Raw genomic sequence first — 20375 nt, 5'->3', positions numbered from 1 at the left:
TACCTTTCTTCGTTTTCTTGAGTCAGTTATTCATCGTCTTTTACTAATGTGAGTAAATGCGTCTCTGCCGGCGCTCCCAGCCTCATTGGAATTGTTGTGGTACCGTAGCCGTTGCTCAGGAGCAGGGTGACACGATTTCTTTGCTTTACGCCGCCCTTTTCCCTTATCCCCTTTCCAAAAAGCCTGATTTGCCCCCCGTGTGTGTGTCCGCTGAAAACAAGAGTTATATTATGAGACTTTTTAAGCTTGTGGATGATGGCTGGATCATGAGCCAGTAAAACTTTAAAGCCATCCCCTGAGTATGCTCCTGCTTTTTCCAGATCATCTCTTCCATGATTGAGTTCATCCACTCCTATGAGAAAGAGGCTTTCCCCATTCTTTTGTAAGACAGCTGTATCATTGGCGAGAACCGTCACACCGTGTTCTCTTAGTGTCTCCTCCAGCCTTTGGGGATCCTTTTCATAATCATTATTTCCCCATACGAAATAAACGGGAGCAATAGATGAAAGCTTTTTAAGATTTTCTTCCACTCTGGAAAAAGGCACTGCTTTTTCATGATGTCTCCCCCGACAAATACATAATCAGCTTTTCCTTTAACCTCTCTGAGAATGGAAGAGTGAATAGAACGAAAGTGCAAATCAGATATAAAAAAGATCCTTACTCCGTGAAAAGAAGAAGGAAGGTTTGAAAAAGAAAATGTGTGCTCACTGACACGATTGCGCCTAGCTTCAATAAGCATGTATCCAAATAATAAAGCACAAACAGTAAAAATAAATCCCATAAATGATTTCACGATTACCCTCCTCGCACTCTAGAAAGAGTATAGCGAAATTCTACTTTATTGAAAAGAAAAGAAATGGATACTGTTACCACGTCTTCTTCTTTTTACTAAACACCTCTATGCCTTTTCCTAGTCTGCTCTTTAAAGGGTATTTTATTGTGTGAACACAAAAAATAACAGGTTGGAAACCTGTTATAAGACACTTATTGTATATTTATTTTGTTTATTCTCCGTGCCGAAGGCATTTATCACATTGGTTCATATAGGACTCGTGCTGCTCATGCATTTCATCTCCGCAGTCCGCACACATTTTTGGAGGCAAATTTCTAAAGAATTCCAAGATATTTTTCATTCATTCCACTCTCCCTTGAGTTGTTTGTACACTCATTGTATTATAACAGTTATAAAAATACAACAGTGTTTTATAATATTTTTTCCTTTTTTTCTTTACTGTTCTATTACAATTACTTTTTAATGGCTCTGGTAAAAGGTAAGGTAAGGATTTTTTTCCAGATAAAAGCGCGAGACGTTTTCAGGTATCCCATGAGAGGAAAAACCCGCAGCGTCGTTTTCCTAGAAAACCGAGCAAGGGCCGTGACGTAGAAGACACCGTTCTGAAAGGGCGTCGTACTTGTACCTTTAGGTGGAAGCAAGCATCTGTTAAAGAAAAACAACAACATGATGGAACAAAGCCTATTCAATAAAAAGAGCTGGGACAAAACTTAGTTCGTCCCAGCCTCCTACCTAATTATGTTGTTAAGTTGCTGCAGAATGTTTTTCGCACTTCCTTCAATTGTTTTATCAAACTGTGAAAAAGAATCAATCTCTTTATTCAGCCATACCGTTTTCCCTTTTGTCATAGAAGGAAGCTGGTTTACTGGCGAGACTTGAAGGCTTGAACCGATAACTAATACCAGATCTGCCGAATCAATGGCATCCAGACTTGTTTCCCAGGCCTCTTGAGGAAGCATTTCACCAAACAATACGACGTTGGGTCTCAGTCTGCCACCGCATTCCCTGCAGTTGTCACCATTCAGAAATAACTCCTCAAGAGCTCCTGCACCACAGTTGTGACAGCGAAACGTTCGGATATTCCCGTGGAGCTCTGAAACATTTCTATTGCCCGCCTGATGGTGAAAACCATCAACATTTTGAGTAGCAACATGGCTGATAATGCCCTTTTTTTCCCATTCTGCTACTATAAGATGGCCTTCATGAGGCTTACAATGGCTGAGACTGATAATCCTGTCCCGGTAGAATTCGTGAAATAAATCATAGTTACGGTTCAGGGCATCCACATTGGCTACAGTAGAAGGATCAATGCTTCTCCACCAGCTTCTTTCGAACGAAAATCAGGGAGCCCGCTTTCCGTGGACATTCCTGCTCCAGTTAATACAACAGTGTTTTTGCTTTCCATCATCCATTTTCCAACCTCTTCCAATGTCGCCAGTCTCCTTTCAAGGTGGTAAAAAAATTGTTATGTTTTTGTGAAACACATAGCTCTTTCTATTTTACTTTCTTATAATTAATAATGAAAACAACCGATATAGAGAAAAGAGGAAAGTATAATGGACCTCACTGTATTTTTAATTGGGACTGCCTTATTTACCGGCGGCTTTGCATTACTGCTTTATTTCCTTGTAAAAAAGAAAAAGTTGACTCTGCCTTTTCTTGCTATGGGCGTCGGAGTTATCTTATGTTTTTCGGGGTTAATGCTTGCTTCTCCTTTATATGAGGACGAAGAATCCGAAGAAGCTTTCTCGAGTCTGCCTCAATAACATCGTTCCCCCTCCTTCATGTGCTCCCGTGTTAAATTGAAATATATGGAAGATAATTTGCTAACTTTATTGAATTTTCAATCAATTTAGTTTACACTGTTAGTGAGCGCTTACAATTACGTTTTTGTCACAAGGAGGAGGAACAAATGATACTTAATAAAATAAAACATCGGTCTCTATTTACTAACGACGATTTACGATACAATGAAAAACTTGGACTTCCGGTAGAAGTATTCTGCACGATGCAAAATACCACGGTAGCATTCGGCCAAATTGAATCTTTTTCCAATTTATCGGTATCCATAGCGAATACATGTTATAACCGAAAGCAGTTTGTGTTCTTCGGTCACCAGCCTGTGGATCATTCAACCCTATAAAAAGAACCGTTCCCTTTGGACACGGTTCTTTTTTTCACAGGCTTCGCTTCTGTTCGATCATAAATGGAACAGGTTAATATCATAGTTTTCCTGTAAGCATGAAAATAACTCATGCCTTGTTTCCCATCTTTCCTTTGTGTCCCAAAGCTCTTCACTTCTTTGAATTAATTCTTCGCGAAGCTTTTCAAATTCTTCCTCGGCTTTAACAAGTTTTCTTTTCCCTGTGATCAGTGTAGCTGCGCCAAGAATGCAACTGACAGCCGCCAGCTGGCCCCACCATACGGTAAACAGCACAAGAATATTTTGTAAAACCTCATTGTGCCCCTGGCTTTGCATGTAAAAAATTGATAAGAGCAGGACTGCCATGCTGATCATTGTAAGGATTCCTGCTCTTTTAACCAGGACATCAGCTGCCTTTTCTTTTTCTTTTCTAGATACTAATTCCAGTAACAACGTTTCAGCCATAGGCGAAATATCTACCTGGGATAACTTTTCAGCTGTCTTCTGCTCCATTTCCCACCTCCTCCACTCTACACTTTATTTGTAGAGTTTAGGAATTATACATTCAGAGAAGGCATAGGAGAGACTATTCATACCAGATAAAGGAACTTAAACCAAGAAGAACTATAAATATAAATAATACAAACAACAAATTTATGAGAGAAAAAGGTCTATTTTTCTTTTTGACTTTCTTATTTCTATGAGCTTCACTCCTCGGAGGGAGAGATTCGTTGTTGGCTGCATCATAGCTGTGGTCCTTCAAATGAAGGGACACATTATCTTGTTGTATCCTTCTAGAGCGCGCGCTTTTTATCATGAATATTCACCTCTATTGTTTCAGAAATGATTTACCTCTTTCATGCCCCGGCTTACGTTCATCTGGACTTCACTCTGCTTTTCTTGAACATGACTGTTATTGGTGCAGTAAGTGGCGTAAACGTGCATTCCACTGAAAAATTGTTTCGGCTTTTTGTTCAGTTGTTTCGCTTCTAGGAGCTCGTGACCGCATTCATCACAGCAAATAGCTGGCCGCTCAGGCTTCATCTTCTCATTAAATACTTTTAAAAGGCCTTCCCGACGGCATCCCTTTTCGTGAATCCATGCTTCCATTTGCCGAAGTTGACTATATTTCACTCGTTTTCTTTTCACAATCTGATTTTCCAGTATTCTTCCTATCTCTGTCACATTATGAGTCGTGAGAATGGAGGCAGCATCTATAATCTGAAAGAAACCTAAGTAAAAGTGAAGAAAGCGTGCGTGGGTTTCCTCCATTCCGTACTGTTGCATGAGTACTTCCTCTGTGATCTGCTTGCTGGAATGGTTGTTGACGATGTCATCTAAAACGGCAAGATATTCCTCTTTAGGGGGAAATTCATTTTCAATCAGCAAGGCAGGAATATCGCCATCTTCTGGGCTTACAAGCAGCAGGGATACACTTTGCCTTCCGTCTCTTCCGGCTCTCCCTATCTCCTGAATAAAGGATTCAAGGTTTGTTGGGTATTGGTAATGAATAACAAATCCAATGTCAGGTTTATTAATGCCCATGCCAAAAGCGCTTGTACAGCATATGACATCTAATGAAGAGGATAAAAATTGCTGCTGAATCAACAGGCGGTCTTCATTACTCAACCCTCCATGATAAGATGCTGTTGTTTTTGAGGTTTTTTCCCTAATAAGCTGTGCCAGCTTCTCCGCTTTCTTCCGCGAAGAGATATAGACCATTCCCGGCCCAGGAAGATTCTCTATCCATTCGATAAGGTTTTTTCTTTGTCATGCTCGCCTGTGTGCTTCTCAACAAATAGGGCAATATTAGGCCTGTCTATGGGGTGAATGAAATGCACAGCCTTCTCTAACTGAAGCTGTGTCACAATATCCTTCTGGACTTTGGGAGTGGCTGTGGCAGTTAATGCCAGGCATGGTGGGTTTCCAATCCTTTTCTCACTTCACCAAGACGTAAATAGTGAGTTCGAAATTCATGCCCCCATTGCGATATACAATGGGCTTCATCCACGGCAAACAAAGAAATATTCATGTTTTCAAGGCGGGAAAGTACCCATTCCTGTGTCAATGTTTCCGGTGACAAATAAACGATTTTATGAAAGGGAAGTTCCCTTATTTTCTCCTTTTTTTCCTCATGACTGAGAAAGCTGTTAATGGCTGTCACTGATTTTATCCCTTGCTGCTTCAATTCTTGTACTTGATTGTCCATCAGAGCCAAAAGAGGGGATACTATGACAGCCGTTCCTTCTTTTAAAAGGGCGGGAAGCTGATAACAAAGAGATTTCCCTGAACCAGTCGGTAGCATGGCAAAGACATCGTTTCCTTCAAAAATATTCTGTACAATTTGTCTTTGCCCCTGTCTGAACTCTTCATAGCCGAACCATTTCTTTAAAGCATCCTCAAGCTCAAGCCCCATGTCTTTCCCCCTGTGCGAGGGCCAGCCGAATTTGAAAGTATGTAACTCCTGCTCCGACTTCCTCTTTAATTATTTTAAGTTTTTTCGTCTGTCTGCGCAGCGACGCTTGAACAATTTGTTTTTGCAGCTGTTCTGAGACATATGTATCAATTAAAAAAGAGGGATCGTAAGAAGAAATTTCAACAATGTGGTCTTCTATTGTACTTGGCCGCAGCCCTCGTATAACGGATATTTCCTCTTTACTCTTTTTTTGCAAAAGAAGTTCTTTTGTCTTTAGGGCAGTTGCTGTAAGCCCATGGCTGTTTCCGATGTCCTTGATAAAAGAATATAAAAATGGATAGGACTCAGGGCGGCAGATCCTTCCTTAATCAGATAATGAAGTACGCCATTAAAACGGAACCTGGCTTCAGAGCTTTCAATATCAAAGGTTGAAGCACATTGGCCAAAGGTCAGTCCAGGGGCTTTCCATCCGCTTAACCTTGAAACAAATATATCGGAGTCCAATTTTTCGAGTGTGCATAAAAGCTTATGTAATTCTTGAAACAACGTCTCTGCCGAAGCTTCTTTATCAGGTTTTCTTTTCCATTCTTCTTTCACCCACGTGAGCACAGCATGGTTGTTAGTTACTGGAATGTAGAAAGAATCTTTTTTTAAACCGAACGACAAAGCCTGAACAAAAAGAGAAAGTCTTTGCCACAATATAGAAGCCGCTTTTTCGTATAGCCAGCCGTTGTAATGGTTAGACCAAGGAGGATGAGAAACGAGTTCATTAACCTTTTCCTTTCCTTTGGAGGTTAATGTGCCACTGTCTTTTGAAAGTACTATGTACTTCTGTTGAAACGCTAAATCATGAACATCCTGGTTAAATTCTCTTTCACTGTAAGCCGGAAGTGACTGAAATAAGAATAACGTCTGATAAAGCTTTCCATCCTGAATCGTTTGTGCCGTTTTTTTTCCTGTAAGAAGGTGGTAAGCGGATCGCAGTGTACGGTCTCCTTGAATGCGAAAAAGAACAAACAATAGTAGTTTCTGCCTGAATAAAGCCCTTTCTGCCAAAGAAACCACCTTCCTTTTTTAATAGTCTTCATTTCCAGCCGGAATAATAATAATATAAACAAAGCCTACTATATCGGCGTCTCATAAGGTTTTTTCAAGTTTATCTGTTGAAAATTTTATCACGAAAGCATACAATATGAAATAGAAATCAATACGTTATCCATGTAGATAGATGCAATAGAGTCGTGGATAAATTATATATAACAGGAGGATTTCAACATGGCTAAATATACAATTGTAGACAAAGACACATGCATTGCCTGTGGAGCTTGCGGGGCAGCTGCACCTGATATTTATGATTACGACGATGAAGGATTAGCAGAGGTAATCCTTGACGGCGATGAAAATAAAGGAGTAGTAGAAGTACCTGAGGAACTGGAAGAAGACATGGAGGATGCCTTTGAAGGCTGTCCGACTGATTCTATTAAGATTGCTGATGAGCCATTTGACGGCGATGCATTAAAATTCGAATAAAAAAGCAGCTCGTCAGCAGACGAGCTTTTTTTATTCCTTTTCCCATTTATCCAGCGGCGGAGAAAAAGACGGAAAAGTTAAACTCTCTAAAATAAGAGGAACATTATTCAGCCACATTTCCAGTGAGGCGTCAAAGGGAAGAGGGTTTTTCCCGATTCCAGTTTCAATGGTAAACCCGGGACGCTTCCATTCTTTAATAAACCAATCTTTAAACCCGGCAGCACTGGCAGCGGTTTTTACAGGGTGATAAGAGCTGGCACTGGCAAGCCTCTCAGCGAGACTTTTGCACACCTTAGGTTCCATATCCCGGTATCCCCAGTAAATTTCCTGTCCTTGAGAGTGAAATGCCAGCACGTGGGAAAAATCTTCTTTCATTGTAAGCAAGTATATGCTTTTACTTTCAGGCTCACTGATTGGGCTCGCCCCTCCATAATGGCGGTACCACGGCTGCTTTGGACTTGTTTTAGCCTCCTCCTTCCAGCCGGCTGGCCATTGATGATTTAAATCTACTCCATTTATATTAGCTGACCAATGCCTGAAGTCGGACCAGCCATCATTGATAGCAGCCATCTGTTCATAATGAGAATGTCCTTTGGATAGTCCTTCTTGAACAAGTTCTGCTCCATCAGGGTTTACTAAAGGAACAATAAACAAAGTGGCGTCTTGATACAGCTTATGGGGAGAATAACCGAGCCATGGAGCTTTCGTATTTACTTTTTTTATAAATGTTTTTAAAAAATTCATCAAAAGCCACGAATTCATCCACTCATTGCCATGCCAAGTGCCTGTGAGAAAAATTTTTTTCTGCCCTCTCCCATACTTAAACAGCCATAAAGGCTTCTTCATTACAGACTGGCCGATCTGCTCGACCTTAAGTCCTTTAATCGTTTGACTCTGCAGCAATCTGCGGTCATTTTCAAGCTCTCTCCATCCGTATTCCTCACTGCATGGATATAACTTTTTTCTTTTCGTTGAAGAAGCATTGTCCGGGATTAGGAGGTGTCTTCCCGGATAAAGATAGGAGTGTGATGAAGGAATCTCCTTGTTGGCTGCCAGCAGATCCTCTATCCTGATATGAAAACGATTGGCAACTTTTGTTAACGTATCACCGGATGTTGTCTTATAAGTAAATACCATAATCTCCCGCCTTTCTCATGTATGTAAAAGTATATGAGCTGAACCAAAAATGAGAAGGAGGGAATTGACAGATAAGCAGCCTTGTGTTAAATTATCAGACAATAAGAGATAGACAACTGTCTATCTGTCATGGACAATATGATACATGAAATCCGAAGACGAAGAATGACGAAAACCTTGGTCATCCCAGAGAGCCGGCGGTGGTGAGAGCCGGTATGCCAATTTTCCGATAGCCCTTCTGAGCAGTCACTTTGAATAACAGTAGAAGTGAACGGGTAAACCGTTATCTTAAGAGCTTAGGCTCCCTAAGGCAGGCATCTCCTGCGAACGAGGGTGGTACCGCGGACTTCCGCCCCTCACGATTATTCGTGGAGGGGTGGAAGTTTTTTAATGGAGCGCTTTCATAACCAAAGGAATTTGCATAATTTATGCTTATTTAGATACAGGCTATGTCCAAAGCACAATGTTGTATGATAAGGTCAAAGCTATAGTGAATGCAGCGTCCAGTGCTTACAATTCACGAGGCTTAGGCTTGAAATACCCTTAGCATAGCTTAGATATAATAAAGGAGAGTGGAGAGGTAATGATTCAGCAGCCAGTTCTTGAACAAACTCAACAGAAAGGAAAGAGTCAGTTGTACAATATACTCGTAGCAGACTCTATGAGCAAAGAAGGATTAGCTCCTCTGCTCAGCAATGAAAATGTAAATTGCGTAGAAAAGAAAGTTGACGAAGTAGAGGATCTTTCCGTGTACGACGCTCTTCTTGTCCGGAGCGCGACGACTGTAACCCCGGAACTCATGGACCAAATGAAGAACTTAAAGATCATAGCTCGAGCTGGTGTCGGTGTTGATAACATTGATATCGATGCTGCAACAAAACGCGGTATCGTCGTGGTTAACGCTCCTGAAGGGAACACAATCTCTACCGCTGAACATACGTTTGCCATGATCATGTCTTTAGCCCGCAAAGTTCCACAAGCCACCATGTCTATTAAAAATGGTGAATGGAACCGCAAAGGATTCCAGGGAACCGAGCTTCGTGGGAAAACCCTGGGAATCGTCGGTTTTGGAAGAATTGGTACTGAGCTTTCAAAGCGTGCCAAGGGATTTGAAATGTCAGTTCTCGTATTTGATCCTTACTTGCCTACATCACGTGCTGAAGAGCTCGGCGTAACCACAGCAGATTTAGACGAGCTGCTGTCCAAAGCTGATATCATTACCGTTCACACACCGCTTACAAAGGATACAAAGGGTCTTCTCGGCATGGAAAATATTGCAAAAACAAAAAAAGGCGTGTACCTCATCAACTGTGCCCGTGGCGGTATTATTGACGAAGAAGCTCTTGAGCATTATATCGAGAACGGACATGTGGCAGGAGCGGCTCTGGACGTGTACGAAGAAGAACCTGCTACCAACCACAAGCTGCTTGCCCATGAACAAGTCATTGGAACGCCTCATATAGCTGCTTCCACAAAAGAAGCACAGTTAAACGTGGCTGCCCAGGTTTCTGAAGAAGTGGTAAATTTCCTTGATGGACTTCCTGCTCTTAATTCAATCAACCTTCCTACGATGTCTAAAGAGCTTTATGAAACGATCAGGCCTTATTATGAACTAACGAAAAAATGGGAGATATTTTATCACAGGTAATGAAAACACCTGTCCAGGAAATTGATGTTCAATACGGCGGAGAGGTTGCTGACCTGGATACATCTGTCTTGACAAGAGCCTTATGGCCGGGTTTTTAAGCCATCGCGTGGATGCACCTGTCAATGATGTCAATGCTTCTCTTATTGCTAAGGAGCGAGGCATTATCTTTGGTGAGAAGTACCTGACAAATACAGTTGGCTACTCCAACCTGATCAAGGCTACTGTTCAGGGAGAAGGACGCACTTTTACAATTCAAGGAACATTTGTAAAAGAATACGGCCCACGAATTGTCCGTATCAATGATTTTAACGTTGACTTTTATCCAACAGGGCATTTAATTTACATTCAGCATTCTGACAAACCAGGGGTCATCGGAAAAATGGGACAGCTGTTAGGTGAGCATAATGTCAATATCGCAACCATGCAGGTAGGACGCCAGCAGGAAGGCGGAGATGCCATCATGATGCTTGCGGTAGACAAAGAGGTTACAGATGAGGTTGTTAAAGATTTAACCTCTATCGAGGAAATCACGTACTCTGATAAAATTGAATTGTAATTACCTGTAAAACAAACTCCCTTGCAATTCGCGCAAGGGAGTTTGTTTATTGTATACTTGGTACCTTAATGAACCGGCCATATGTAGCGAAGAATCCTACTCTGCTGCACGGGCTTTTTTTTCTGTAAAAATTGCTTCCCTTGCTGAGAAAGTCTTGCATGTCCTTCTTCTTTTACAATGAGGTGCTCCATCTCTGCCACCTTCTCCATGAAACGGTATAAAGAGATACCTCCCGGGCGCCTGTGTTTACTTAAAAGCTGGTAACACAAAGCCGCTTCAATTCCTTTCCAAAAGCGTCTGTGTAAAAAACCGTCTCGGTCCAGCCTGATTGTTTCATGCTTTTCTATCTTTCGCAGGAAAAATAGAAAGGAGTCATAAAGGAGCTCTTCCTGTCCCTGTGAACCAGCCTGTTCGTTTAACCAGAGAAGGAGCGAAGCATCCACAGTAATCGTTTCATCCTCTTCCCATTTCATTTCCATTCGATCCTTTGTCTTTATAGGTTACTTAAAGTGTATCATAACTTTACTCTTTCAACGATCCTTTCATTTTCTTTACAAAGACAATCCTCTTCTTCTGTGTCACTGCTGCTTTGTTCTGAAGCAAGCGTGGAAATACTGAGAAATAAAAAGACAAACCCTACCACCAGCGCAAAAACAAACACCACTAAAAACCGTTTACTATAATCAGCTATCAAATTTCTTTTCTCTCCTTTGCACACAAACTGAGGCTATTATATGACTCGAACCTCCCTTATAGAACGAATTAATCCATTGCTCCAAATTCAAGAAGCTGGACATCAACATGCACTTCAGCTTTTAAGGAAGGGTATATGCTTTCTTTCCATTCCTCTGGATCCCAGTCTCTCGTACGGCTCCGGTATTGCTCACCAAAGCCTAAAGGGTCGATATTTTGCTCGATGAAATAGTTAATTAAACGTTCACCTGTTGCCTTTATTTGGCCTTCTATAGAATCTTCAACAGCTTTAAGTTGGTTTGGGTCATCAAGAGCCAGCTCGCCGACATAGTCCTCCACATTTCCTTTTATATCCAGACGAACTTCATAATGAGGAACCGGATCCCGGCTGACTTCCTCGTACTTTTGTTTCGTTCTTATATTACTCATATGAAGAGTAGCGTCAGCACCTTCTTTGTCAATGTCAAAGGTGTGAGTACCCCTTCTAGATCCTTCATTCATGATTTTAAAGATAAAGGACTCATCGGGCCTAAGTGCCCAACCTTATATTCCCCGTCAAACAACGCTAAACCGTTTAGCTTTAAGGTTTCTTCATGGATCGTAAAGAAAGGCAAGTAGGCATCACGGCCGTCACTGTGGATGTCGAAAATAAAGCTGTGAAGGTTCGTAGCTGGAATCTTTTCCTCCTCCTCGGCTTGGTTAATGAGATTTGCGTAATACATACCGACTCGTTCTCTTGCCCCAGTCAGATCAGTATCAATTCCATCATGTGCTCTCCCTTCCATAACTGCTACATGAAGCTGGTTGCCCACCCGCGGATCTCGGTAAAAGCTATTTACAATATCACTAATTCCATGCTGCTCGGCAAAGAGGTGGCCAAATACAAGAATTCTCATCTGGCCGTAACGTAGTGGCCGCTGCCATTCAGTATTTAAATCCTCCCTGATTTCTTTTGGACTCTGTCCTTCAGTTCCCATTACGATTACTTCAAGCTCACCTTCTTCTCCCATTTCAAAATAGGTGGGAAAAGCAACTGTCTGCTCCATTGTTCCCTCATTTTCCCCTAAATCAAATCCGGCGATCTGTACCATTGTTATATCATCAAGTATCCGTGTTTCCAGACAGCCGGACAGTAAGAAAACAGGAAGAAATATAAAGAGTAGACTAACCTTTTTGATCATTGTTTTTACTCCTTTTTGAAACAATCAGCTGAATTATAAACAGAAGAGGAATATATACAGTCAGAAAATAAAAGCCAACATTGGATACATAATCATTAAACTGGTCAATTCTCTGTCTGCTCTGAAACACTGGCATTATCACTACCATTGCTGTTAAAAAAAGATAAGAGCATAACGCTGGCGAATGGGAAACATTCGTTTTATCCCCCTGCTTGCTGCCCATAATGCAATCGCAATATTTGGTGTAATAATAATCAGCCACAAGGACACACCTATATATTCAAATCTTTCAACAAAAGGCAGTTCAATGACCTTCAAAAGAGTTAACGTGGCCCAAATTGTTCGGTTCAGCTGTTCTTCACTATAAAAGGAAAGGCTGACCAACATTAATAGAGTATAAGACAAAACGGTTAACCAATGACCGAGCTGGGCCCATTTTAGGGAATCAGATGCGTTTTTAATAAATGGATAAAACATCAATATAAATTCAATGCCAAGAAAGGTTAAAGCTGTGTCTTTTGCTCCCAGTAAGATCTCTTCCAGGCTGTGCTTCCAGATCGGAATTAGGTTAAGAAACTGGGCATATTCCAAGGGAAGCAAAAGAATAAAAACAACTGCGCTTGGAAGAATTACTCCAATTACACACAAACCTACAACTGCCCGAAACCCTCCAAGGATTAAATAGTAGAAAAATACAAAGGTAATAATCCCAATCACCCAGGAGGGAAGTTCTTCAAACATCCACACTTGGACAATCTCTACATATGTACGGTTAACAAGGACAGCCAAAGCAAAAAAATAAATAACCATTAGAAAGCTGAGAATACATCCAAGCCACTTTCCTAATAAACGACGATGGATTTCAATGATATCCGTATTATGTGCCCGTAAAATACAATACATCATCGATAGTACAAGCGAAAAAACAGTACCTGCAATAATAACCGAAATCCAGCCGTCATAGCCTGTACGTTGTACGACTACCCTTTGAAAACCGAGAATTCCCACTCCAACCTGAGTTGCATGAACCAGAAAAAAGACCATAGGAGGACCCACTTTAAAATTTTCTTTTATATTGCTGTCCATTGCAGCCCTCCTCCTTCCTTATTCATCGATATCCTTTTTCTGTAATGCTTTTTGAAAAGGCACCCTTATGGCAGAGTCGGGACGACTGTGAACAGGCCTTCTCGTCAATGTACTAAAGGGCAACCTGATGAAAGCATCCTTCCAATCTTGAAAACGAAGAGGGTAAAAGGGAGCTAAGTAGGGGCGCCCGAGCGAATTCAGCTTAATTAAATGAACGAATGTAAAAAGAACGCAAATAACAATTCCTAGCCCTCCTAACAAAGTGGCTGCAATCAAGTATGGGAACCGGATAATTCTTATTGTATTACCCATTTGATAAACCGGAGTTGTAAAGGAAGCTAAAGCTGCCAGGGCTACAATGATAAGTAATATATTACTGAGAAGACCTGCTTCCACCGAGGCCTGCCCAATAACAATTCCCCCTACGATACCAATGGTCTGGCCGACTTTCGTTGGCAGACGGGCACCAGCTTCTCGTAATAGCTCAATAGTTAATTCTAAGAAAAGTGCCTCGATGATGGGAGGAAATGGAATGTTTGCACGGGACAACACTAAAGTAATTAATAAATCCTGTGGGATCATTTCATAGTGATACGTTAAAACAGCGACATAAATGGGGGTTGCGAGTATTGAAAATGCCACGGCCCCAAAACGGAGAAGCCTTACAAAGGAAGCAATCTGCCAAGGGAGATAATAATCCTCCAAGGATGAAAAAAACTCGATTAATGTAGAAGGAGCGACGATGGCTTCTGGAGATCCATTGCTGATAAATATCACTTTTCCTTCAGTGATTGCAGCGGCAGCCCGATCCGGGCGCTCTGTATTAATAAATTGTGGAAATATAGAATAGGTGTGATCCTGAATCATTTGTGCCAGATTGTTGCTGTCTAACACCTGATCTGTTTCAAGCTCAGTAATACGCTGAATGACCGTATTGACATTTTCTTTATCTGCAACTCCTTCGAGGTAGAGAACAGCTACCTTAGTCTGCGTGATAGACCCTACTTCAATTTCTTTAATACAAAGGTTAGACAAAGGGATCCGTTTTCGCAGCAGGTGAATATTTGTTTCTAACGTTTCTACAAAAGCTTCCTGGGGTCCGGCTACACTAAATTCAACCTCAGGCACTCCAACATCTCTTTCTACCACACTCGGGGAAGAAAGGAGTAGCCCTTTTGTTTCTCCTTCGGTGCCTTGCAGGAATACATATCCTTGAAGTAAGAGTTTCTGTATATCTGAAAATTGACTTGTTTCCACTGTTTCTTCCACAGACACAATGTTTGCGATATCTTTATAGTCTCTCCATTCCTTTTCTTTCAAGGGGAGAAGAATGTTTTGCTGGTAATAGTCTTCTTCTATTAAGGTATCAAAGTAATAAGCATATATTTTTCCATAAGGCGTAAAGACTGCTTTCTTAGTAAAGTCATTACTGTTTTGTTCAAGCCGTTGCAATCCTTCTTGAATGGTCTCCTGGGGCTCATCTTTTTTTGTTTATTCTGCTTGCTTTGAAGAAACCTTAATAAAAACATTTCTTTCTCCCTCCTCTCTCTTGAATTTAGTATGAGAGAAGGCTCGTTTCTTTATTCTTATAACCTTAAGTGAAATGCTTTTTGCATAAGTTTGTGCATAACAAACAGCAAAAGGAAAAGGACCTCCTATAATGGAAGTCCTTTTGTTGAATAAACGAAGGTTTTCTTTTTTCTTGTTTTTTATCATTTTGAGGAAGATAAAATATTGACGGTCAGTTCGCCTTGATTTTTATTTATTTTTGTTTCGATCAGATAGGGTCTTCGTTTGAATTTTTGAATCTGAAGTCAGGTCCTCCCCAGGACACCGTGGCGTCTCTTCCAGGTGACACATACCCGATGTCTTTGGAATGAGTGTGTCTCTCCGTCACGGCTAAACCCGCTTGGTCTACAGCATTAAATAGTGTGCTTGAAGTCTGGCATATCCCTCCGCCAATTCCCCATACAAATTGCTGATTTACAATTTCCTTTGCCGGCTGATATCCTCTGTCTTCCGTTCTTTCCCCTACCGCATCATTAAAAGAGAATTCCTCACCAGAGGGAACAATGTGATAGTGAAGACTTTCTGCGGAAAGATTAATATTTTCAGAGCGTCCAGCGTCACCGCCATTGAAATATGTAGTAAAGCTTCCTAAGTTCTTATCTGTGATCCCCTTGAGGTCTTCTGGCTTAAGCAGCGGCGGAATCTCTTCCACGGCGATTTCAAGGACTTTTTCATCAAAATCCATCTGTAATAATGCTTTTTTAGTCTCTTCTTTATTCAATCTTTTTCCTGGAGACCCTTCGACTACTTCCCCATTTTCTGTCAACCCAGGGTTTTTTGCTGGTTCATACACTAATTTGTCAAGCTCTTTCAAAAACGCATGCAGTTTATTTTTTTCCCATTTATCTCCTGGCTGGTAGCCATACTCGTGGAGTAAAAATGATTCCAGGGTTTTTCCTTTTTCCTTTGCCTTGATCTCCCACATATATGGAGCCTTTATCAGCGCCGCAGAATTTTCGGCACTGGCTGCAAAGCTTACCTCACGTGCTTCTTCTTGAAAAAGCTGAACGAAAATACCTGCGGCCACAAAACAGATGCTGCCAGCTAAGATCGTCTTTTTCATAGATCTCCCTCTTTTTTGAAGTTTACTTTCTCCTCTTCACTTTATGAAAGGGATGAGAAAAATAAGACCATAAAAAACCAGGTGAGAAATGGGATCTCACCTGGTTTTGTTTACTTTTTATTTTTCCCCCGGAAAACAATTGCACTTCTTTCATATTCCACATCAGGAACAGAAAGGCGGAAGTTTGCAACTCTGGCCGCTGCAAAGAAGTAATCAGATAAGCGGTTTAAATATTTTAATACTTCCGGGTTAATATCTTCTTCTTTTTTTAATCCAGCTACTATCCGTTCTGCTCTTCTCGCCACAGTCCTGCATACATGCAGCTCTGCTGCAGCCTGTGACCCCCCGGGAAGAATAAATCGCTCTAACTCAGGAGCTTCCTTAATGTACTCATCTATTCTGTCTTCCAGGGAAGACACCATTTCACTTTTAACCTTTACAGGGGCTTTTTCGTTTACGGTAGCAAGATCTCCGCCACAGTCAAACAATTCGTGTTGAATTTTCATCAGTTCAGGGACAATATCAGGGAACAGTTCAGGATCCATGACGCTGACTGCTTTTCCAACAAATGAATTTAATTCATCACAAGTTCCGTAGGCTTCAACGCGAATGTGGTCTTTGTCTCTTTTTCCGCCAATGATGCTTGTTTGGCCGCTATCACCAGTTCTTGTATATAATTTCATATTACTCCTTCTCCCTTCCTTTTAAAAGGTTTCCTATACCAAACCATAATACATACGCCTTTTCAGACTTTTTCACCATATATTGATAGAGCCTGCCGGTTTCGTCACGCCACCTTCTATCTTCTTCATCAACAGGGACAATTCCTTTGCTTATATCTGTACCTATGATAAGTAACAGCCTTCCTTCCTTGTTTCTTTCCCATTCCAGCCAATGCTCTATGCTGCTAAGCACAGCCCCATAATTCCCACCACACTGTTTCATCCAATGTTCCATTCCTTCTAATATCATAATGTCTTGGGAAGAATCATCACAAGAAAGACTGTCGCCATCGTATGCACATGCCCATACATACTCCCTTTGTGATTCATGCAAGTACGTCTCTTTTACCCATTGTCGTTTTCCGTTGAAGGCACCACCTGTAATGAAATGCATACTCTCCCCCCTTCTCTTTCTTGAAAAGAAGCCTTAATTCCCCCACCATAGGGGATGTGCCACAAAGAAGGTTTCTGATCTGCAGCCACCTTGATCCACTCTCTGATGACGCCTCCGTGTGTGAAAATCACTGTGTTCTCTGCTCCATGGTTCCATGCAGTCTCCCATGCTTCCTGAATTCTGAAATGAAAAGCTGATAATGTTTCACCTCCAGGCGGGGAAACAAGTGACGGGTCGTTAAGCCATTGACGGTACCTGGGATTTTCTTTTAAATCTTCATAGGTTTTTCCTTCCCACGTGCCAAAATGGATTTCTCTCCAGCCTTGATCAATGATTGGTTTCTTCCAAGGATAAACCATTGATGCTGTTTCCTGGCATCGCAAAAGATCACTGGAGAAAAGAAGACATGAGGAAGGGAGGTTCAGCTCTTTTATCAGGTGTGAGGAAGGCTCCCAGCTGCTTTGTAGCGAAGGGTTGCTCCAGCCGCAATATCTCCGCTGTTCGTTGTACTCAGTCAGACCATGGCGAAGTATCCAAATGTAACGAGTGTCATCCATAATAATGTTTCCGTCCCTTCACTTAATGCTCCTGCCATATCTCCATTTACCCCGCCAAAGTGTCTCTTAAAAAAGAAGTAAGCCAAAACATAGCCCCCAGTCACTGTAATACATAACAGGAAAGTCAATTCAAAAGACAAAGGAAACAGAAAAAGAAGAAGAAAGGCAAGAAACACAGCAGCGAGTACATCTTTCTTTTCTATTTCTGTCCGAAACCATGCGGCCAGACCTTGATGGGAAGCTAACGGTGCAAGGGACAATAAGCAAGCCATTGAGACTCTTGCCAGCATAGGGATACAAATAAGGAGAAAGAAAAGCTCCCAGGTAAATAATCCTTGTGCTTCATATAGAAAAAGAAACCTTCCCCCAAGGAGGAAAACTACTGATAAGACAGCAAAAGATCCAACGTGGGGATCTTTCATTATTTTCATTTTCTTTTCTTTCTCCTGGCGTGAGTACCGCATCACTGACATCCATCCAGCCGTCAAGGTGAAGACCGCCGCTAAGCCCAGCCATGATAACCAGCAAGAAAAAAGCGGTGACGGCAGGAGGAAGCCAGGGAGAAGCAAGTAAATAAAACAACGCGCCTATCCCGCCAATACATGCACCGGTAAGGGGAAAGAAGGGTAGAGACCTCCTGGCTGAAGCTGTACTCCAATCCACTCTCTTTCCAGCCGGGATCACCGTAAGAAAGCTTAAGGCAAGAATCATGCCCTTGTACCACCTCATTGTTTGTTCCTTCCCTTCATCAAAAGGGGGATATCATGTTCCACCATATACGCCTTACCTGCTAAACGTATAAGCTGCTGATGAAGCCTTCCTAAAACCGCCATATACTGATAAACAAACGGATCATCTGGGACCGGTTCCTGAAAAATATCATTACTAATTAAAATTAAGTGCCTGCTCTTTTTCTTCAAATCGATGGTCACGTTCATCATGCGCTCCCCGACATCGTCTACAGGCAGAGCATCTTGAACTGAGCTCTCACTGTAAAATAACTCATTACTCAGCCAAGTGGTCACGCAATCGAGAAAAACCGTGTCTTTCTTGGTAACAAGGGGAACGCATTCATGAAGATTTTTTGCTTTTTCGATCGTTTCCCAGCTCCTGGCGCTTTCTTCTCTCCTTGCTTGATGTTCATCAACCCGGCTCTTCATCTCCTCATCTGTTATCTTTGAAGTAGCTATATATATCAACCTTCCATCCCTGTCCACTTCTTTTTCTGCCAATTCCTCGCCAAATTTACTTTTTCCGCTTCTGACGCCTCCGCAAATGAAAGTCATCATCGCTCTTTCCATCCTTGCAGGGCTGCCAGGAGACGGTTGTTTTCTTCATTCTTTTTTACTGCCATTCGTATGTAGCTCCCATTCAAACCAGAGAAATTGTAGGTGTGTCGCACATGAATTCCTTTCTCGGACAGGAAGGTAATCAAAGGTAATAAATCTTTAGCAGGGTCTTCTCGAAGAAGGTAATAGTTTACAGTTGCAGGAGAAATGACAAAGCCCAGTTCTTCCAGTTTGGTTTTCATCCGCTCACGCTCTGTGGCAATCATGTTTACTGATGCGTCTGTAAAACTCTGTTCTTTGAATGCTTGTTTTATCGCGCATCCCGCTATATTATTTACGCTCCATGCAGGCATAAGCTTCTCTGCTTGTCTTACTTTATCAGGTGAAGCAATCAGATACCCCGCTCTTAACCCGGGTATTGAAAACATTTTTGTCATTGAACGGATAATGATCAGGGTGGGGAAGGTGTGTCTCCAGGATAATAAATGGCGATGATTAACGGTAAAATCGTAAAATGCTTCATCGCAGACTATATCAATATCCCTATCATGACAGGCTTGAAACATTTGGCGCAGCAGTTCCTCCCCATAGGAAACACCAGTGGGGTTATTGGATGAGAGAAAAACACGGCATCAACACTGGAAAGTGCCCCAAGAAAATCATGCAGGGAAGGCTGCCACTGGTTTTCTTCTTGGGCCATGATTGTTTTAATCCTTGCTTCGTTTGCCTCTAAAGCCGTGCGGTATTCTGCAAAGGAAGGCTCTATTAAGAGTACGGTTTTATCTTTATATAATCGGGCAAGAAGAAAGATAATCTCCGATCCCCCGTTGCCAGCTAACACTTCCTCTTTCCTTACTCCTGCAGCTTCTGCTATAGCCTTTCTTACATCCTCGCCCTGAGGGTGAGGATAATAAAAGGCTGCTTCCATCCAGGACGGCCATAACTCTCTAAACGAATCAGGTGGTCCAAAGGGATTCGTGTTTACACTGAAATCAAGAATGTCCTGGGGTACTGAGGTACCAAGTCTTCTGGCTAATTCATTTGGCATCGCTCCGTGTTCAGGCCAATGCATAGACAACTCCTCCTATTAACCAGCAAAAAAGTATAAATACTGCTACTGTCTTTTTCATGATATGAACGGCTTCTAAAATTCGATCAGGAGCAAGTTCTTTTGTTCCCCTGCCAAAATGAGGCCTGGATACCATTTTACCGTGATACCTAGTCTTCCCGCCAAGAGTAACACCTAGTATGTATGCCATGGCAGCTTCCCCATACCCGCTGTTTGGGCTGTCATGAAGCTTTGCGTCTCTCATGGTTCCTTTCATGCTTTCGAAAGTAGAGAGTGGTTTGCCAGCGCCAGCACTTATCACCATTAATAAAGCAGTCAGCCGTGCCGGAACAATATTTGCCAGATCATCTGCCCTGCAGCTGCCCAGCCAAAATGAAGGTATTTGCTTGTTTTGTAACCGACCATTGCATCACACGTATTAATGGCACGATAAAGGTAAGCAAGAGGAGCTCCTCCAATAAGGCATAGAAGAGAGGCGCTGTTACACCGTCAGACGTATTTTCGCCCACACTCTCCACAGCCGACCTTA

General features: G+C 41.9%; 24 protein-coding genes, 4 pseudogenes and 1 other annotated feature. Of the genes and pseudogenes, 4 read left to right on the top strand and 24 right to left on the bottom strand.

What is annotated here, in order from left to right:
* Positions 1-26: 26 nt before the first annotated feature.
* The 3 genes and pseudogenes from JCM19033_RS18375 to JCM19033_RS18370 all read right to left on the bottom strand — a co-directional run bounded on the left by JCM19033_RS18375 (position 27) and on the right by JCM19033_RS18370 (position 2201).
* A complete protein-coding gene (locus JCM19033_RS18375) occupies positions 27-530 on the bottom strand; it encodes a metallophosphoesterase (RefSeq protein WP_306301392.1) in 504 nt (167 codons plus the stop codon).
* 474 nt (positions 531-1004) lie between these two features.
* A complete protein-coding gene (gene yhfH, locus JCM19033_RS22675; protein WP_083465578.1) occupies positions 1005-1133 on the bottom strand; it encodes a protein YhfH in 129 nt (42 codons plus the stop codon).
* A gap of 388 nt (positions 1134-1521) precedes the next feature.
* A pseudogene (locus JCM19033_RS18370) lies at positions 1522-2201 on the bottom strand (NAD-dependent deacetylase).
* Between the two features lie 148 nt (positions 2202-2349).
* On the opposite strand from JCM19033_RS18370, the gene JCM19033_RS18365 reads away from it, so the two are divergent.
* Positions 2350-2559, top strand: a complete 210-nt coding sequence (locus JCM19033_RS18365) for a hypothetical protein (protein WP_054637397.1) — start codon at positions 2350-2352, stop codon at positions 2557-2559.
* Positions 2560-2705: 146 nt separating this feature from the next.
* The gene (locus JCM19033_RS18360) at positions 2706-2936 is read left to right on the top strand and encodes a hypothetical protein (RefSeq protein WP_054637396.1); all 231 of its coding nucleotides are present in this window, start codon (positions 2706-2708) and stop codon (positions 2934-2936) included.
* A 57-nt stretch (positions 2937-2993) separates the two neighbouring features.
* Here the strand turns inward: JCM19033_RS18360 and JCM19033_RS18355 are convergent, their stop codons facing one another.
* From JCM19033_RS18355 to JCM19033_RS18330, 5 genes are all read right to left on the bottom strand, one after another.
* Entirely contained in the window at positions 2994-3449 is a 456-nt protein-coding gene (locus JCM19033_RS18355) for a DUF2663 family protein (protein ID WP_054637395.1), read from the bottom strand.
* Between the two features lie 324 nt (positions 3450-3773).
* Entirely contained in the window at positions 3774-4682 is a 909-nt protein-coding gene (locus JCM19033_RS18345) for a helicase-related protein (RefSeq protein WP_374701267.1), read from the bottom strand.
* Positions 4683-4839: 157 nt separating this feature from the next.
* Positions 4840-5352 carry a DEAD/DEAH box helicase gene (locus JCM19033_RS18340; protein ID WP_054637392.1) on the bottom strand — a complete coding sequence of 171 codons (513 nt, stop codon included), beginning with the start codon at positions 5350-5352 and terminating at the stop codon, positions 4840-4842.
* Complete coding sequence (locus tag JCM19033_RS18335) at positions 5342-5608, bottom strand: helix-turn-helix domain-containing protein (RefSeq protein ID WP_054637391.1); 267 nt, start codon at positions 5606-5608, stop codon at positions 5342-5344. Before JCM19033_RS18335 ends, JCM19033_RS18340 begins: the two co-directional genes overlap by 11 nt.
* 17 nt (positions 5609-5625) lie before the next feature.
* Positions 5626-6408 carry a hypothetical protein gene (locus JCM19033_RS18330; protein WP_054637390.1) on the bottom strand — a complete coding sequence of 261 codons (783 nt, stop codon included), beginning with the start codon at positions 6406-6408 and terminating at the stop codon, positions 5626-5628.
* Positions 6409-6627: 219 nt separating this feature from the next.
* On the opposite strand from JCM19033_RS18330, the gene JCM19033_RS18325 reads away from it, so the two are divergent.
* The gene (locus tag JCM19033_RS18325; RefSeq protein WP_054637389.1) at positions 6628-6882 is read left to right on the top strand and encodes a ferredoxin; all 255 of its coding nucleotides are present in this window, start codon (positions 6628-6630) and stop codon (positions 6880-6882) included.
* Positions 6883-6912: 30 nt separating this feature from the next.
* Here JCM19033_RS18325 and JCM19033_RS18320 read toward each other — a convergent pair whose 3' ends face one another.
* A complete protein-coding gene (locus JCM19033_RS18320) occupies positions 6913-8019 on the bottom strand; it encodes a M14 family metallopeptidase (RefSeq protein WP_054637388.1) in 1107 nt (368 codons plus the stop codon).
* Positions 8020-8165: 146 nt separating this feature from the next.
* Positions 8166-8379 (top strand) — a binding site (T-box leader).
* Positions 8380-8602: 223 nt separating this feature from the next.
* Between JCM19033_RS18320 and serA the strand changes: the two are divergent.
* Positions 8603-10223, top strand: a pseudogene (gene serA / locus JCM19033_RS18315) (phosphoglycerate dehydrogenase).
* Between the two features lie 65 nt (positions 10224-10288).
* On the opposite strand, the gene JCM19033_RS18310 reads toward serA, so the two are convergent.
* The 15 genes and pseudogenes from JCM19033_RS18310 to JCM19033_RS26495 form a co-directional block, all read right to left on the bottom strand.
* A complete protein-coding gene (locus tag JCM19033_RS18310; protein ID WP_054637387.1) occupies positions 10289-10696 on the bottom strand; it encodes a hypothetical protein in 408 nt (135 codons plus the stop codon).
* Positions 10697-10737: 41 nt separating this feature from the next.
* A complete protein-coding gene (locus JCM19033_RS18305; RefSeq protein WP_157049961.1) occupies positions 10738-10917 on the bottom strand; it encodes a hypothetical protein in 180 nt (59 codons plus the stop codon).
* 68 nt (positions 10918-10985) lie between these two features.
* Positions 10986-11417, bottom strand: a complete 432-nt coding sequence (locus JCM19033_RS18300; RefSeq protein WP_054637385.1) for a Ger(x)C family spore germination C-terminal domain-containing protein — start codon at positions 11415-11417, stop codon at positions 10986-10988.
* On the bottom strand, positions 11414-12097 hold the full coding sequence (locus tag JCM19033_RS18295) for a hypothetical protein (protein WP_054637384.1): 684 nt from the start codon (positions 12095-12097) through the stop codon (positions 11414-11416). Before JCM19033_RS18295 ends, JCM19033_RS18300 begins: the two co-directional genes overlap by 4 nt.
* Positions 12098-12250: 153 nt before the next feature.
* Positions 12251-13183: a GerAB/ArcD/ProY family transporter gene (locus tag JCM19033_RS18290; protein ID WP_269758368.1), complete on the bottom strand. Its 933-nt coding sequence runs from the start codon at positions 13181-13183 to the stop codon at positions 12251-12253.
* A gap of 18 nt (positions 13184-13201) precedes the next feature.
* Positions 13202-14635 carry a spore germination protein gene (locus JCM19033_RS18285; RefSeq protein ID WP_269758367.1) on the bottom strand — a complete coding sequence of 478 codons (1434 nt, stop codon included), beginning with the start codon at positions 14633-14635 and terminating at the stop codon, positions 13202-13204.
* A 325-nt stretch (positions 14636-14960) separates the two neighbouring features.
* The gene (locus tag JCM19033_RS18275) at positions 14961-15815 is read right to left on the bottom strand and encodes a VanW family protein (protein WP_054637381.1); all 855 of its coding nucleotides are present in this window, start codon (positions 15813-15815) and stop codon (positions 14961-14963) included.
* 110 nt (positions 15816-15925) lie between these two features.
* Positions 15926-16498 (bottom strand): cob(I)yrinic acid a,c-diamide adenosyltransferase, encoded by a 573-nt coding sequence (locus JCM19033_RS18270; protein ID WP_054637380.1) that lies wholly within the window; start codon positions 16496-16498, stop codon positions 15926-15928.
* 1 nt (position 16499) lies between these two features.
* Positions 16500-16931 carry a bifunctional adenosylcobinamide kinase/adenosylcobinamide-phosphate guanylyltransferase gene (locus JCM19033_RS18265; protein ID WP_054637379.1) on the bottom strand — a complete coding sequence of 144 codons (432 nt, stop codon included), beginning with the start codon at positions 16929-16931 and terminating at the stop codon, positions 16500-16502.
* Positions 16883-17488, bottom strand: a complete 606-nt coding sequence (locus JCM19033_RS18260) for a histidine phosphatase family protein (protein ID WP_083465576.1) — start codon at positions 17486-17488, stop codon at positions 16883-16885. Before JCM19033_RS18260 ends, JCM19033_RS18265 begins: the two co-directional genes overlap by 49 nt.
* Positions 17446-18199, bottom strand: a pseudogene (gene cobS / locus JCM19033_RS26500) (adenosylcobinamide-GDP ribazoletransferase). Before cobS ends, JCM19033_RS18260 begins: the two are co-directional and overlap by 43 nt.
* A gap of 14 nt (positions 18200-18213) precedes the next feature.
* Positions 18214-18789, bottom strand: coding sequence for a bifunctional adenosylcobinamide kinase/adenosylcobinamide-phosphate guanylyltransferase (locus tag JCM19033_RS18245; RefSeq protein ID WP_083465573.1), 576 nt, complete (start codon positions 18787-18789; stop codon positions 18214-18216).
* The gene (locus tag JCM19033_RS18240; protein ID WP_054637374.1) at positions 18774-19343 is read right to left on the bottom strand and encodes an aminotransferase class I/II-fold pyridoxal phosphate-dependent enzyme; all 570 of its coding nucleotides are present in this window, start codon (positions 19341-19343) and stop codon (positions 18774-18776) included. The genes JCM19033_RS18245 and JCM19033_RS18240 overlap by 16 nt, the downstream gene beginning before the upstream one ends.
* Positions 19307-19849 carry an aminotransferase class I/II-fold pyridoxal phosphate-dependent enzyme gene (locus JCM19033_RS18235; protein ID WP_054637373.1) on the bottom strand — a complete coding sequence of 181 codons (543 nt, stop codon included), beginning with the start codon at positions 19847-19849 and terminating at the stop codon, positions 19307-19309. Before JCM19033_RS18235 ends, JCM19033_RS18240 begins: the two co-directional genes overlap by 37 nt.
* Positions 19836-20269: pseudogene (locus JCM19033_RS26495) on the bottom strand (cobalamin biosynthesis protein). Before JCM19033_RS26495 ends, JCM19033_RS18235 begins: the two are co-directional and overlap by 14 nt.
* Positions 20270-20375 lie beyond the last annotated feature (106 nt).

The sequence above is a fragment of the Thalassobacillus sp. C254 genome (genome assembly GCF_001310615.1).
Note: the sequence above shows the minus strand (reverse complement) of the source record. Positions and strands in the feature narration are given on the sequence as shown.

What these genes read in the sequence shown, in the direction of transcription:
- JCM19033_RS18340 (WP_054637392.1), bottom strand. Translation starts at nt 5,352, where the DNA reads ATGGGGCTTGAGCTTGAGGATGCTTTAAAGAAATGGTTCGGCTATGAA.
- JCM19033_RS18270 (WP_054637380.1), bottom strand. Translation starts at nt 16,498, where the DNA reads ATGAAATTATATACAAGAACTGGTGATAGCGGCCAAACAAGCATCATT.
- JCM19033_RS18245 (WP_083465573.1), bottom strand. Translation starts at nt 18,789, where the DNA reads ATGGAAAGAGCGATGATGACTTTCATTTGCGGAGGCGTCAGAAGCGGA.
- JCM19033_RS18355 (WP_054637395.1), bottom strand. Translation starts at nt 3,449, where the DNA reads ATGGAGCAGAAGACAGCTGAAAAGTTATCCCAGGTAGATATTTCGCCT.
- JCM19033_RS18310 (WP_054637387.1), bottom strand. Translation starts at nt 10,696, where the DNA reads ATGAAATGGGAAGAGGATGAAACGATTACTGTGGATGCTTCGCTCCTT.
- JCM19033_RS18365 (WP_054637397.1), top strand. Translation starts at nt 2,350, where the DNA reads ATGGACCTCACTGTATTTTTAATTGGGACTGCCTTATTTACCGGCGGC.
- JCM19033_RS18260 (WP_083465576.1), bottom strand. Translation starts at nt 17,488, where the DNA reads ATGGATGACACTCGTTACATTTGGATACTTCGCCATGGTCTGACTGAG.
- JCM19033_RS18360 (WP_054637396.1), top strand. Translation starts at nt 2,706, where the DNA reads ATGATACTTAATAAAATAAAACATCGGTCTCTATTTACTAACGACGAT.
- JCM19033_RS18320 (WP_054637388.1), bottom strand. Translation starts at nt 8,019, where the DNA reads ATGGTATTTACTTATAAGACAACATCCGGTGATACGTTAACAAAAGTT.
- yhfH (WP_083465578.1), bottom strand. Translation starts at nt 1,133, where the DNA reads ATGAAAAATATCTTGGAATTCTTTAGAAATTTGCCTCCAAAAATGTGT.
- JCM19033_RS18325 (WP_054637389.1), top strand. Translation starts at nt 6,628, where the DNA reads ATGGCTAAATATACAATTGTAGACAAAGACACATGCATTGCCTGTGGA.
- JCM19033_RS18290 (WP_269758368.1), bottom strand. Translation starts at nt 13,183, where the DNA reads ATGGACAGCAATATAAAAGAAAATTTTAAAGTGGGTCCTCCTATGGTC.
- JCM19033_RS18300 (WP_054637385.1), bottom strand. Translation starts at nt 11,417, where the DNA reads ATGAATGAAGGATCTAGAAGGGGTACTCACACCTTTGACATTGACAAA.
- JCM19033_RS18265 (WP_054637379.1), bottom strand. Translation starts at nt 16,931, where the DNA reads ATGCATTTCATTACAGGTGGTGCCTTCAACGGAAAACGACAATGGGTA.
- JCM19033_RS18275 (WP_054637381.1), bottom strand. Translation starts at nt 15,815, where the DNA reads ATGAAAAAGACGATCTTAGCTGGCAGCATCTGTTTTGTGGCCGCAGGT.
- JCM19033_RS18235 (WP_054637373.1), bottom strand. Translation starts at nt 19,849, where the DNA reads ATGCATTGGCCTGAACACGGAGCGATGCCAAATGAATTAGCCAGAAGA.
- JCM19033_RS18295 (WP_054637384.1), bottom strand. Translation starts at nt 12,097, where the DNA reads ATGATCAAAAAGGTTAGTCTACTCTTTATATTTCTTCCTGTTTTCTTA.
- JCM19033_RS18240 (WP_054637374.1), bottom strand. Translation starts at nt 19,343, where the DNA reads ATGTTTCAAGCCTGTCATGATAGGGATATTGATATAGTCTGCGATGAA.